This window comes from Bordetella genomosp. 10 (assembly GCF_002261225.1).
Classification (GTDB): Bacteria; Pseudomonadota; Gammaproteobacteria; order Burkholderiales; family Burkholderiaceae_B; genus Bordetella_C.
The window spans coordinates 3,367,997-3,379,911 of the sequence record NZ_NEVM01000005.1 but is presented as its reverse complement, the minus strand read 5'-3'; the positions used below and the strand labels follow the sequence as shown (position 1 = coordinate 3,379,911).

The following is an 11,915-nucleotide window of genomic DNA, read 5'->3' as shown; positions in this document are numbered from 1 at the left end:
GCGCGCCAGGTGCGCGCCCAGGGCGCCTTCAATGCCGCCGCCGGCGCGCCGCGCAACGGCGGGGAAACGCGCCGCCCCGCGCCCGCGCGCCAGGCGGAAAACCGCGACGGCGCGCGCGGCCATGGCGAAGGCCGTCCGGCCGCGCCGCTGGCCCGGCGTCCGGACGCGGCGCGCCGCCCGGCCCTGCTGTCCAAGTAGGCCAGGCAGACAGACGCCGTGACGCTCGCCACCTGGCTGACGTTTTTTCTCGCATCCTGGGCGATTTCGTTTTCGCCCGGGGCGGGCGCCATTTCGGCCATGTCTTCCGGGCTGAAGTACGGCTTCGCGCGCGGCTACTGGAATACCTTCGGACTGATCAGCGGCATCCTGTTCCAGTTCGTGGTGGTCGGCGTGGGGCTGGGCGCCGTGCTCGCCACCTCGGAACTGGCCTTCGCCGTCGTCAAGTACCTGGGCGTGGCCTACCTCGTCTACCTCGGCTGGCGCCAGTTCCGCACCGACGCCGCGCCGGTCGCGGTGGACAACGGCAATCCGGCGGACGTGTCCGTGCGCGCCCTGGTGCTGCGCGGTTTCCTGGTCAACGCCAGCAATCCCAAGGGCACGGTCTTCCTGCTGGCGGTGGTGCCGCAGTTCATCGAGCCGGCGCACGCCCTGGCGCCGCAATACGCCGCCATCGCGGGCACCCTGGCCTTCACCGACCTGGTCGCCATGGCGGTCTACACCCTGCTGGCCGCGCGCGTGCTGCGGCTGCTGCGCAGCCCGCGCCACATCCGCTGGATGAACCGCGTGTTCGGCTCGCTTTTCATCGCCGCCGGCCTGTTCCTGGCGACCTTCCGCCGCGCCACCTGATCCGGCCGCCTAGCATCGCTACGTAGAGAATGCCCAGATGAATATCCAACAAGAAGTCGCGCGCCGCCGCACTTTCGCCATCATTTCCCACCCCGACGCGGGCAAGACCACGCTCACCGAAAAGCTGTTGCTGTTCGCGGGCGCGATCCAGATCGCCGGCAGCGTCAAGGCCCGCAAGGCCAGCCGCCATGCCTCGTCCGACTGGATGGAAATCGAAAAGCAGCGCGGCATCTCGGTGGCTTCGTCGGTGATGCAGATGGAATATCGCGACTGCGTCATCAACCTGCTCGACACCCCGGGCCACCAGGACTTCTCGGAAGATACGTACCGCGTGCTGACGGCGGTGGACGCCGCGCTCATGGTGATCGACGCCGCCAACGGCGTGGAGCCGCAGACCAAGCGCCTGCTGCAGGTCTGCCGCGCGCGCAACACGCCCATCATCACCTTCATCAACAAGATGGACCGCGAAGTCCGCGAGCCGCTGGACCTGCTGTCGGAAATCGAATCGCACCTGGGCATGGACACCGTGCCCTTCTCCTGGCCGGTGGGCATGGGCAAGGCCTTCGGCGGGGTGTTCGACATCCGCCAGGACCGCATGCGCCTATTCCGTCCGGGCCAGGAACGCCGCGGCGGCGACGACGAATTCATCCAGGGCCTGGGCAATCCGGAAATCGCCCAGCGCTTCGGCAGCGCCTTCGAGCAGGCCAACGGCGAGATCGCCCTGATCAACGAGGCTTCGCCGCCCTACGACGAAGCCGAATTCCTCGCGGGCCGGCAGACGCCGGTGTTCTTCGGCTCGGCCATCAACAACTTCGGCGTGCAGGAAGTGCTGGACGCGCTGGTCGACATGGCGCCGCGCCCCGGCCCCCGGCAGGCGCTGGAGCGCGAGGTCCAGCCCGACGAACCGCGCTTCAGCGGCGTGGTCTTCAAGGTGCAGGCCAACATGGACCCGGCGCACCGCGACCGCGTGGCCTTCGTGCGGGTCTGCTCCGGCCGTTTCGAACGCGGCATGCGCCTGAAGGTCAGCCGCACCAACAAGGAAATGCGGCCCAACAACGTCGTCTCCTTCCTGTCGCAGCGCCGCGAGCTGCTGGACGAGGCCTACGCGGGCGACGTGATCGGCATTCCCAACCACGGCGTGCTGCAACTGGGCGACGTGCTGACCGAAGGCGAACAACTGCAATTCACCGGCCTGCCTTTCTTCGCGCCGGAACTGTTCCAGGCCGTCGAAGTGAAGGACCCGCTGCGCACCAAGCAACTGCGCACCGGCCTGGTGCAACTGGGCGAGGAAGGCGCGATCCAGGTCTTCCGCCCGGTCGCGGCGGGCGGCGCCATGCTGCTGGGCGCGGTCGGCCAGCTTCAGTTCGAAGTGGTGGCCCATCGCCTGAAGGCGGAGTACAACGCCGACGCCCGCCTGATGCCTTCGCGCTACACCATGGCGCGCTGGATTACGTCGGAAGATCCCAAGGCGCTGCGCAAGTTCATGGATGCCAATGCCGCCCACATCGCCTATGATGTGGTGGACGCGGCGGCCTTTTTGGTAAGCTCGCCCGCCCAGTTACGAGTGGCAGAAGAGTTATATCCAGATGTGAAATTTCATGCCATGCGTGAGCACGGTGGCCGTGTCTTCGGCGACAAAGTCCAGGCCTGATACGATTACTGTCCCCAGAGACCCGAGAGGTTAGGAATGTCTTGGCGAGTATTGTTCGCAACACTGCTGATAGCGCTGGGCGCGGCGGCGTGGGGCGGAATCCAGTTCGGCGATTGGCTGGTGGCCCATGCGCCGCCCGCCGCGCCGGCGCCCGGCCAGAAAGACGGCGCGGACGAACCCGTCCTGGATGCGAACGGCCGCCCCTACCTGGCCCAGCCGCCGCAGCCGCGCGTGGACGGCACGCTGGGCGTGCCGGACAAGCCGGCGGACACCAATTGGCAGGTCAACACGGCGTCCCTGTTCGACACGGTGCACGATCCGCTGGTGCAGATCTCCCGCGACAGCATCACCATGGACCAGGCGCGCCAGATCGCCGCCGAGACCAACGTGCCGCTGCCCAGCGGGCCCAACGACATCAGCACGCTGGACCTGGCCACGCAGCAGGCGCAGACCCAGCAGGCGGCGCAGCAGTACGCGCAGATCCAGGCCTCGCGCAGCGTCACGCAGTCGACCATGGTGCAGGCGATCGACATGCCGACGCCCAGCCAGCAGCAGGCCATGGCCAACAACAGCCCGGCCGCCAAGGGCTGGCAGGACGCGCTCAAGCGCGAACTGGCGCAATGCGCGTCGACGGGGTTCTTCAATCGTCCCACCTGCTCCTGGAATGCCCGCAACAAATACTGCGGTCCCAACCAGGCCTGGGGCACGATCCCGGAATGCCCGAAGGTTCAATAAGGCTGACGCGGCGGTAAGCAGCCCGCCGCGCCGGGTTTGCACGCCGCGCGCCTTTCGGGCTCTCCACCGCGGCGTTTCGCGCATTCTTTCCCTTACAGGACATTACTCACGGCGCCGCCCGCGCCGGTGGCAAGATTTTTCCATCCTGACGATAGACGCGCCCCTGACGCGCGCAGGCCACGTCCGCATCGTGCCTGCCGCCGCCGGCGCGGAAGGTTGGAAATGTCCTGGCGAGTCCTGTTCGCCGCACTGCTGCTGGCGCTCGGCGCCTCGGCCTTGGGCGGCGTTCAATTCGGCGACTGGCTGGTCGCGCACGCGCCCGCCTCATCGCCCTCCACCGAAGAAGCCGCCCTTGTCCCGCCGCCGGCGCGCGACGGGCATGGCGCGCGCTTGCCGTCCCAACCGCCGCAGCCGCTGATGAACGGCATGCTGGGCGTGCCCGAAACACCCGCGGCCACCGACTGGCATGTGAGCAGGAAGGCCTCGCTGTTCAATGGTCCGCGCGATCCGCTGGTGCAGATCTCGCGCAATGCGATCGACCTGGCCCAGGCGCGGCGCATCGCCGCGGAGATCCAGGCGGCGCGGGCCGAGGATATGGAGAACGCCGATGGCGCCGAGGGTGTCGCGGATCTCGGGAGCAGCGATAGCGCCAATGCCGCCAGGGCCGATGAAGCCTATACGCGGCTGCATGCGACGCGCGGCGTCGCCGCGCAGGCCGCGCTCCAGACCCTGGACGCGCTATCGGAACGGATGACGGCCATGCCGGCCGCCACGCCCACCGAATCGCCGTTGCTCGCGGCCGTGGCGCAGTCTCCCGCCGCCGCGCCCGCGGACTGGCGCGATGCGCTCAGAAGCGAGCTTGCGCAATGCGCGTCATTGGGTTTCTTCGACCGTCCCACCTGTTCATGGACCGCGCGCAACAAATACTGCGGTCCCAACAAAGCTTGGGGCACGATGCGCGAGTGTCCGCGCAAAGTGGAATAAAAAGCGTGGAATAAAAAACGCCATCCGTGGATGGCGTCCTGTCTCGCGGCGCGGCGGTTATTCAACCGCGCGCGGCGCGATGATCAACCGTCGACTTCCATCTGGCTTTGCAGATAGTTCTGCAGGCCCACCTGGTCGATCAGGCCGATCTGCGTTTCCAGGTAGTCGATGTGTTCCTCGGTGTCGTCCAGGATGTCCTGGAACAGATCGCGCGACACGTAGTCGCGCACCGATTCACAGTAGGCGATCGCTTCCTTGACCGTGGCCTGCGCCGCGGTTTCCAGCTTCAGGTCACAGGACAGCAGTTCCGGCACGTCCTCGCCGATCAGCAGCTTGTGCAGGTCCTGCAGGTTGGGCAAGCCGTCCAGCATGAAAATGCGTTCGATCAAGCGGTCGGCATGCTTCATCTCGCCGATCGATTCTTCGTATTCGTGCTTGCCCAGCTTGTTCAGGCCCCAATGGCGCAGCATGCGGGCATGCAGGAAGTATTGGTTGATCGCCGTCAACTCATTGGTCAACTGTTTATTGAGAAACTGGATGACGGTTTTATCGCCTTTCATGGTGGTGCTCCTTGCTTCGATTTCCGGGAGACTACCATCGGGATAGCTTCGCGGATACCCCTTTGCCTGCATGTAGTAAATGGCTTTGCGACCGCTATAGGAAAGCGTAAGCAAGAAGAAAATGAGAATGAATCTGGATCCAAGCGGGTCTTGAAAAGACCGCGAATCAGCGCGAAACCCGCTTATTCATGGGGCCGCGCGTCGTCAGCCAGATGCCCGCCGCGATCGGCAGGATGCCCAATAAGTCCATCGCGGCGACGTGTTCATCGAGCGCCAGCCAGCCGAACAGGAGGCCGAGCGGCGGCATGAGAAAATGCAACGCGCTCGCCGCTGTTGCGGTGGAACGTCGAAGAATATGGAACCAGAGGCCATAACCGCCGACCGACACCGCGAGGACCATGTAGGCCAGGCTCCAGAACAACGTCGGCGTCCATGCGATCGGCTGGCCGCCTTCCCGCAGCAGCGCGAAGGGCAGCAAGGCCAGCGCGCCGGCCAATGCCTGGACGCCCGTCGCCAGCCAGAGCCCGCTGACCGGCGGGCAGCGCTTGTACAACAGCGTCGCCGCGACCAGGGCCGCCAGGCCGCCGGTCACCAGCCACACGCCGTGCGGGTCTTCGTGCATGCCGCCCAGGCGCGAACGCAGCACCAAGGCGACCCCGGCCAGGCCCAATAACAAGCCGCCCAATTTGCGCGCGGTCAGTCGCTCGCCCAGCACCGGCCCGGCCAGCACGCCGATCAACAGCGGGTTGGTGCTGATCAACACCGCCGTAAACGCCGACGACACGGTCAGCATGCCGGTCCAGCTCAAGCCCAGGTAGAGCGCGTTGTTCAGCACGCCCAGCAGGGCCAGCAGGCCCACTTCGCGCCAGCTCGGCCGCGACGGCGTCCCCTGCCACGCGGCCAGGGCCAGCAGCACCACGGCGGCGAGGAAGAAACGGATGGTCAGCAGCGTCAGCGGCGGGCAGTCGCGCAAGCCGAACTTGGCGCCGGCGAAAGCGGAACTCCACAGCAGGCAGAACAGCGCCACCGGCCCCCACGCCACGCGGGTCCCGGACGCGGCGGTCCGCCCCGGCTCGGGCGCGGAAGATCGGGCAAGCGGCGCCGTCGGGCCGGCCGGGGTTTTCATTCAGGAAGGGCTCCAGGACATGCCCGGCCACGGGCTCGGCCAGGCGGCCGAAGGCGGTCGGACATCGATCCGCGGCGGGATCGAGGCGCCCATTGTGCAAGCGAAGCGGAAATTGCGCGAGCGGCGCGGGAGGGATGCGAACCGGGCGCCGCGCAGGGCCGGAACCGGCCGGGGCCGATCAGGCGGCGGCGACGACGGGAATGGGGAATGAATTGGCGGCCTGGCCGCCCTGGTCGGCGAGCGACACGACCGTGTCGGGCAACTCATGTCCGCGAGACTGGACGGCGACCGACTGTACATGGCAAACGCTGGAACAGCGTCCGCCCGGCAGGTATTCCGCCGCGGTGGCCGCGCACGAGCCGCAGCACGAGGCCACGCCCAGCTCGAATTCCAAGTCATCCAGCGACGTAGCGCCCGCGTCCACACAGGAACGGACCTGACGTTCGGTGACAGCATTACATACGCAAATATACATGAGAATAATTATTGATGCTTATTCTCGATCGTGCAAGTGGGAAAAATGGGGACGTGGGATGAACAAAGGAGGACGGATTTACGCCCTGGGGCGGCGTGGTGAGGCAGCGGCGCCGGGGCACGGATCGACCGATTTCGACGCCAGCCCCGAAACGCTGCGCTAGCGCAGCGAGGCCTGGGCCTTGCGCACCGCGGCCGGGGCGATGCGCAAGGCTTCCCGGTATTTGGCCACGGTGCGGCGCGCGATGACGATGCCCTCTTCCGCCAGTTTCTGCATGAGCTGGTTGTCGGACAGCGGCTTGGCCCGGTTCTCCTCCGACACCATGCGGCGGATATGGGCCTGCACGGCCGTCGCCGAGGCCGAATCGCCGCTGTCCGTCGCCACCCCGGCGCCGAAGAAATGCTTGAGTTCCAGCGTACCGAAAGGAGTGAGCATGTACTTCTGCGTGGTGGCGCGCGAAATCGTCGATTCATGCAAACCCAGCTCGCCGGCGATCTCCTTCAGGATCAAGGGCCGCATGGCCGACGGCCCCTGGCTGAAGAACGCCGCCTGGTGGTTCACGATGGCCTGGGACACCCGCAAAATGGTGTCGAAGCGCTGTTCGACGTTGCGTATCATCCAGCGCGCCTGCTGCAACTGGGCGTGCAGGCCGGCGTGGTTCGATTCGCGCTGGTTGCCCAGCATCTGGGCATAAAGGCCGTTGATGCGCAGGCGCGGCATGGCGGCGCTGTTCAGCACCACCTGCCAGCCCTTGCGCGCCTTGCGCACGATGACGTCGGGAACGGCGTAATCCGCCGCCCCCACCGTCCAGGCGCGGCCGGGCCGGGGATCGAGCTTGAGGATCAAGGCGCGCGCGGCGCGCAGCGTGGCGTCGTCGCAATGCAGCGCCTCGCGCAGGCGGGCCGGGTTGCCGGCGGCCAGCAGCGGCAGGTGGTGGGCGCAGATCTCCCGCGCACAGGCCAGGACGGCGGCGCTGGCGGCCTCCGGCATGCGGGCGATGTCCGGATGGCGCAGTTGCAGCGCCAGGCATTCCGCCATGTCGCGGGCGCCGATGCCGGGGGGGTCGAAGGACTGCAGGAGCCGCTGCGCGGCGCGCAATTCGTCGATATCGGCTTCGGCGTCCTCCGGCAGCCATTGCAGGATTTCCTCCAGCGGCGAGCCCAGGTAGCCGTTCTCGTCGAGTTCGTCGATCAGCAGGGCCGTCAGGGCGACGTCGCGCGCGCTGGCGCGCGTCAGGGCCAACTGGCCCAGCAGATGCTCGCGCAGGGTGTCCGGCCGCGCCGCCTCGGGCAGGTCGTTGTCCTCGTCGTTGTAGACGCCCTTGGAGCCGGGCATTTCGTCCAGGGGCGTTTCGCGGTCGGGCGCGGGATCGTCGTCCTGGGCCGAGGCTTCGCGGTTGGGATCGGTTTCCTCCGGCCGCACCTCCTCGTCGCGCTCCAATAGCGGGTTCTCCGCCAGCGCCTGGGAAATCTCGGCTTCCAGGTCGAGCGTCGATAGCTGCAGCATCCGGATGGATTGCTGCAGTTGCGGTGTCAGCGTCAAATGCTGACCGGGACGAAGTTCGAGGCTGTGCCGCGTCATAAAAGTGTTTCTAGGCGATGCCGTGCAATAAACAGGTGCGGACTCATAGGTACAATATTTTGCATGAATCCGACCTCCCCCGACCGCATCCGCCAGGACTGCCGCTTGATCCGCCAGACCTTGCTCCGACTTGCCGCTCCCCGCCTGGGGCTCCGGGCCGTCGTCATCATAGTGGCAGCCGCCATTTGGCTCTACGGCGCGGACCGGATCACCGACTTCGGGAAAACCATCAATTATGGCGCCCTCCAGCCGCTCGGACAGCAGAGCATAGACCTGCTGAACCGTATCAACCCCTATTTGTGGTGGGCCGTGGCGGCGATCTGGCTGCTGATCGTCTACTTCGTCGTGCGCGCCTGGCTGCGGGGCAATATCTACGCCGGACGCGCCCGCGTGGTGCCGGCCGACACCTTCGCCGACCTGGTGCCGCAACTGTCCGACGAAATGGTGGACGTGGTGCGCTGGTGCTGGGGCAGCCGCGACGAGCCCTTTACCGTTGGCGATCTGCAACGCGTGCTGAGCGAAACCCGCGGCGGCCGCATCGACAAGATCGCCATGGTGCGCGAGCAGGAAGCCATGCTGGGCCTGCCGCCCTTGCCGGGCGCCGGTCCCGCGCCGCAGCGGGCGGACGTGCCGGTGCTGGGCGAACGGCTGCCGCGCGCCGGCGCGCGCGACTACCGCGGCGCCGAACGCCAGGCGCCCGTCCTGGACGACCGCCCGGGCGCGGCCCGCGACCGCCAGGTGGAACCGCGCATCGGGCCGGTGGAATAAGCGGCGCCGGACAGGCCCCGAGGGCTTGCGTCTGGCCCGATTTTGTGGTCGACTAGCAACTTATCCTACCGATCAGCCCATGGCCTACACGCGCACCTCCTTCGCGATGACTACCGGACGCAACAGCGCCCCGGCGGTCGGCCTGCGCGCTGACTCCTCCCTGACCGCCAGCCTCCCGGCTGTGCCGGCCCTCCGGTCCGCCCGCGGCGGCCTGGTTGCCGTGCGTGCGCTATCGCTAGCGCTAGAACTATCGATCGGTTGCCGGGCCTAGCGTCCCGTGGCAGTTCGGCAGCCCCACGCGCCACCACGTCTTCTCCTCGTCTTTTTTCGTCTTTAGTGTTCGCCGGTCGCGCCGGCGCAGCCGCCCAGGAAGCTCCGCAGGCCGCCCCATGCCGTGGCCCCGAGCACCGATCCGGCGGCGCCGCCGAACCGACCACCCCGTAAAGGTGCCCTGACCATGATGCTCGCCAACCCCGCCACCAAGTACGTACCCTTCGTCCCGTTCGCCAAGGATTTCTCCGAACGCACCTGGCCCAGCCGCCGCATCACGCAGCCGCCGATCTGGATGAGTACCGACCTGCGCGACGGCAACCAGTCCCTGATCGAGCCGATGAGCGTGGAACGCAAGGTGCGCTTCTTCGAACAGCTCGTGAAGATCGGCTTCAAGGAAATCGAGGTCGGCTTTCCGTCCGCCTCGCAGACCGACTTCGACTTCGTGCGCAAGCTGATCGACGAAAAGCGCATCCCGCGGGACGTCACCATCATCGTGCTGACGCAGTCCCGCGAAGACCTGATCATGCGCACCGCCGAGGCGGCCGCCGGCGCCCATCGCGCCATCATCCACCTGTACAACGCCTGCGCCCCGGCCTTCCGCAAGGTCGTGTTCAACATGTCGCGCGAAGAGATCAAGGGCATCGCGACCTCGGGCACGAAGCTGGTCAAGCAGGCCATGGCCAAGTACCCGCAGACGCAATGGGGCTACCAGTACTCGCCGGAAGTGTTCAGCACCACCGAGCCCGATTTCGCGCTGGAAGTCTCCAACGCCGTGGCCGACATATGGCAGCCGACGCCGGAAAACAAGATGATCCTCAATCTGCCGGCCACCATCGAGGCGACCTCGCCCAACCTGTACGCCGACCAGATCGAATGGATGCACAAGAACCTCGCGCGCCGCGACAGCATCGTGCTGAGCGTGCACCCGCACAATGACCGCGGCACCGCCGTGGCCGCCGCCGAATTCGCCGTCATGGCCGGCGCCGACCGCATCGAAGGCTGCCTGTTCGGCAGCGGCGAGCGCACCGGCAACGTCGACCTGGTGACCTTGGCGCTGAACCTCTACACGCAAGGCGTGCATCCCGGCCTGGACTTCTCCGACATCGACGAAGTCCGCCGCTGCGCCGAATACTGCAACCAGTTGCCCGTGCACCCGCGCCATCCCTACGCCGGCGACCTGGTCTTCACGGCATTCTCCGGCTCGCACCAGGACGCCATCAAGAAGGGCTTCGCGCAGCAGAAGCCCGACGCGGTGTGGGAAGTGCCCTACCTGCCCATCGACCCGGCCGACCTCGGCCGCAGCTATGACGCGGTGATCCGCGTCAACAGCCAGTCGGGCAAGGGCGGCGTGTCCTACCTGCTCGAACAGGAACACGGCCTGGCGTTGCCGCGCCGCCTGCAGATCGAATTCAGCCGCGCCATCCAGCGCGTCACCGACGAAACCGGCAGCGAAGTCACCGCCGACGCCGTCTACGGCATCTTCAAGCAGGAGTACCTGGAACAGCACACCCCGTGGAAGCTGATCCGCCATCGCATCGTGGGCGACCCCGCCGCGGGCGAAGGCCGCGACTTCCGCGTCGAGGCCGAGGTCGAAGTGAACGGCGAGCGCCGCACCATCATCGGCGAAGGCAACGGCGCGATCTCCGCCTTCGTGGCCGCGCTGGGCATGCCGGTGAAGGTCATGGACTATCACGAGCACGCCATCGGCGCCGGTGTCGATACGCGCGCCGCCAGCTATGTCGAAGTGCGCGTGGGCGATGCGCCGACGGGCTTCGGCGTCGGCATCGACCGCGATATCGTGACCGCCTCGTTCCATGCGCTGCTCAGCGCCGTCAACCGCCACCTGAAGGCCAACCCGGACCAGGCCGCCGTCCCGGCCGAGGAAGCCGTCTCGGCCTGAAACCCTGGCCCTGACATTTGAAGCGTCGCGGTCCAAGGCGAGGTCGGGATTGACCCATATTCGGTTTCGGAACGGATGGGCCAAATATCCCGACCTCGCCATGTTGCTGGCCTATGTCGGCGACAGCGACCCGTTCGAGCCGCCGACGAAAGTCATCGTGCTGGAAGATGTCGGCACGCCCGATGGCCAATGGGGACTGGAGAATTTCCAGGATGTCTTCATAGGCATCTGCACGTTCAAGTCGGACGAGATGGACCGTCCGGCATTCGCCTGCGTCTCGGAAGAGGGCAAGGTCTGGTTCCATCTTCCCTCCCGTCTTGAGGAAGACATCGCCGACGCGGGCCTGTTCAAGCCCGGTTCCCTGGGGCTGGGCTATCTCGGCGGCATCAAGGAGCTCGACGGCGACCTTTTCGCGTTCGGTTTCGGAGGCCAGATCTATCGGCGCGCGGCCCCTGGGAAATGGGAGCATTTCGACGCGGGGATACTCGGATCCGCTGACGACGAGTTCGATCTGACCGACATGTGCGTGTCGGGCGGGACGTTCTACGTCGTGACCGCATTGGGCGCCAGGGGCCGGATCTGCGCCAGAATCCAGGACTCCTGGGTGGACCAATCCAACCCGACTGGCGAATGGCTCAACGCGGTCGCGGCCGATCCTTCCGGGACGGTGTGGGCTTGCGGCCGAAACGGCGCCCTTGTCCAAGGGAATGCCGAAAGCGGCTTCGCCAGCGTGGGCGATCCGGGGTGCGATGAAAACTTCCTCTCCATCGCCTTTTTCAACGGGCAGGCCTGGCTCTGCTCGGCGAACGCCATCTACACCTATGCCTCCGGGGCCTTGTCCAAGGTCGAGACCGGGCTTGACCCGAAATTGTTGAACGCGCATCGCCTGCAGGCTGTCGGCGATGTGCTGTGGTCGTTCGGCTACGACGACATAGCCCGATTCGACGGTGAAAAGTGGACGCGTTTCGTGTGTCCGGCAACGAAGTTGTTCACGCCCGAGGCGTGATCGCGAAAGG

12 protein-coding genes are annotated in these 11,915 nt (G+C 66.7%); 8 read left to right on the top strand and 4 right to left on the bottom strand.

The features are described 5' to 3' along the window. The 5 genes from CAL29_RS31785 to CAL29_RS31125 all read left to right on the top strand — a co-directional run. The coding region (locus CAL29_RS31785; protein WP_218831918.1) for a hypothetical protein at nt 1-198 on the top strand (198 nt) is incomplete at its 5' end. Between the two features lie 18 nt (nt 199-216). Continuing rightward, nucleotides 217-846, top strand: a complete 630-nt coding sequence (locus tag CAL29_RS31140) for a LysE family translocator (protein WP_094856692.1) — start codon at nt 217-219, stop codon at nt 844-846. Between the two features lie 37 nt (nt 847-883). After that, on the top strand, nt 884-2,497 hold the full coding sequence (locus CAL29_RS31135; RefSeq protein ID WP_094856691.1) for a peptide chain release factor 3: 1,614 nt from the start codon (nt 884-886) through the stop codon (nt 2,495-2,497). A gap of 36 nt (nt 2,498-2,533) precedes the next feature. After that, a complete protein-coding gene (locus CAL29_RS31130; protein ID WP_094856690.1) occupies nt 2,534-3,232 on the top strand; it encodes a hypothetical protein in 699 nt (232 codons plus the stop codon). A gap of 222 nt (nt 3,233-3,454) precedes the next feature. Continuing rightward, nucleotides 3,455-4,216 (top strand): hypothetical protein, encoded by a 762-nt coding sequence (locus CAL29_RS31125; RefSeq protein ID WP_094856689.1) that lies wholly within the window; start codon nt 3,455-3,457, stop codon nt 4,214-4,216. 83 nt (nt 4,217-4,299) lie between these two features. Here CAL29_RS31125 and bfr read toward each other — a convergent pair whose 3' ends face one another. The 4 genes from bfr to rpoN form a co-directional block, all read right to left on the bottom strand. After that, the gene (bfr, locus tag CAL29_RS31120; RefSeq protein WP_094856688.1) at nt 4,300-4,776 is read right to left on the bottom strand and encodes a bacterioferritin; all 477 of its coding nucleotides are present in this window, start codon (nt 4,774-4,776) and stop codon (nt 4,300-4,302) included. Between the two features lie 166 nt (nt 4,777-4,942). After that, nucleotides 4,943-5,902: a DMT family transporter gene (locus CAL29_RS31115; RefSeq protein WP_094856687.1), complete on the bottom strand. Its 960-nt coding sequence runs from the start codon at nt 5,900-5,902 to the stop codon at nt 4,943-4,945. Nucleotides 5,903-6,080: 178 nt separating this feature from the next. Further along, entirely contained in the window at nt 6,081-6,377 is a 297-nt protein-coding gene (locus CAL29_RS31110) for a (2Fe-2S)-binding protein (protein ID WP_094856686.1), read from the bottom strand. Between the two features lie 159 nt (nt 6,378-6,536). Further along, a complete protein-coding gene (rpoN, locus tag CAL29_RS31105) occupies nt 6,537-7,958 on the bottom strand; it encodes an RNA polymerase factor sigma-54 (protein WP_094856685.1) in 1,422 nt (473 codons plus the stop codon). Between the two features lie 63 nt (nt 7,959-8,021). On the opposite strand from rpoN, the gene CAL29_RS31100 reads away from it, so the two are divergent. From CAL29_RS31100 to CAL29_RS31090, 3 genes are all read left to right on the top strand, one after another. Next, entirely contained in the window at nt 8,022-8,726 is a 705-nt protein-coding gene (locus CAL29_RS31100) for a hypothetical protein (RefSeq protein WP_179284240.1), read from the top strand. A gap of 457 nt (nt 8,727-9,183) precedes the next feature. Beyond that, complete coding sequence (leuA, locus tag CAL29_RS31095; RefSeq protein ID WP_094856684.1) at nt 9,184-10,899, top strand: 2-isopropylmalate synthase; 1,716 nt, start codon at nt 9,184-9,186, stop codon at nt 10,897-10,899. A gap of 100 nt (nt 10,900-10,999) precedes the next feature. Further along, complete coding sequence (locus tag CAL29_RS31090; protein ID WP_143277786.1) at nt 11,000-11,905, top strand: hypothetical protein; 906 nt, start codon at nt 11,000-11,002, stop codon at nt 11,903-11,905. Nucleotides 11,906-11,915 lie beyond the last annotated feature (10 nt).

What these genes read in the sequence shown, in the direction of transcription:
- CAL29_RS31125 (WP_094856689.1), top strand. Translation starts at nt 3,455, where the DNA reads ATGTCCTGGCGAGTCCTGTTCGCCGCACTGCTGCTGGCGCTCGGCGCC.
- leuA (WP_094856684.1), top strand. Translation starts at nt 9,184, where the DNA reads ATGATGCTCGCCAACCCCGCCACCAAGTACGTACCCTTCGTCCCGTTC.
- CAL29_RS31110 (WP_094856686.1), bottom strand. Translation starts at nt 6,377, where the DNA reads ATGTATATTTGCGTATGTAATGCTGTCACCGAACGTCAGGTCCGTTCC.
- CAL29_RS31115 (WP_094856687.1), bottom strand. Translation starts at nt 5,902, where the DNA reads ATGAAAACCCCGGCCGGCCCGACGGCGCCGCTTGCCCGATCTTCCGCG.
- CAL29_RS31100 (WP_179284240.1), top strand. Translation starts at nt 8,022, where the DNA reads ATGAATCCGACCTCCCCCGACCGCATCCGCCAGGACTGCCGCTTGATC.
- rpoN (WP_094856685.1), bottom strand. Translation starts at nt 7,958, where the DNA reads ATGACGCGGCACAGCCTCGAACTTCGTCCCGGTCAGCATTTGACGCTG.
- CAL29_RS31130 (WP_094856690.1), top strand. Translation starts at nt 2,534, where the DNA reads ATGTCTTGGCGAGTATTGTTCGCAACACTGCTGATAGCGCTGGGCGCG.
- bfr (WP_094856688.1), bottom strand. Translation starts at nt 4,776, where the DNA reads ATGAAAGGCGATAAAACCGTCATCCAGTTTCTCAATAAACAGTTGACC.
- CAL29_RS31135 (WP_094856691.1), top strand. Translation starts at nt 884, where the DNA reads ATGAATATCCAACAAGAAGTCGCGCGCCGCCGCACTTTCGCCATCATT.
- CAL29_RS31090 (WP_143277786.1), top strand. Translation starts at nt 11,000, where the DNA reads ATGTTGCTGGCCTATGTCGGCGACAGCGACCCGTTCGAGCCGCCGACG.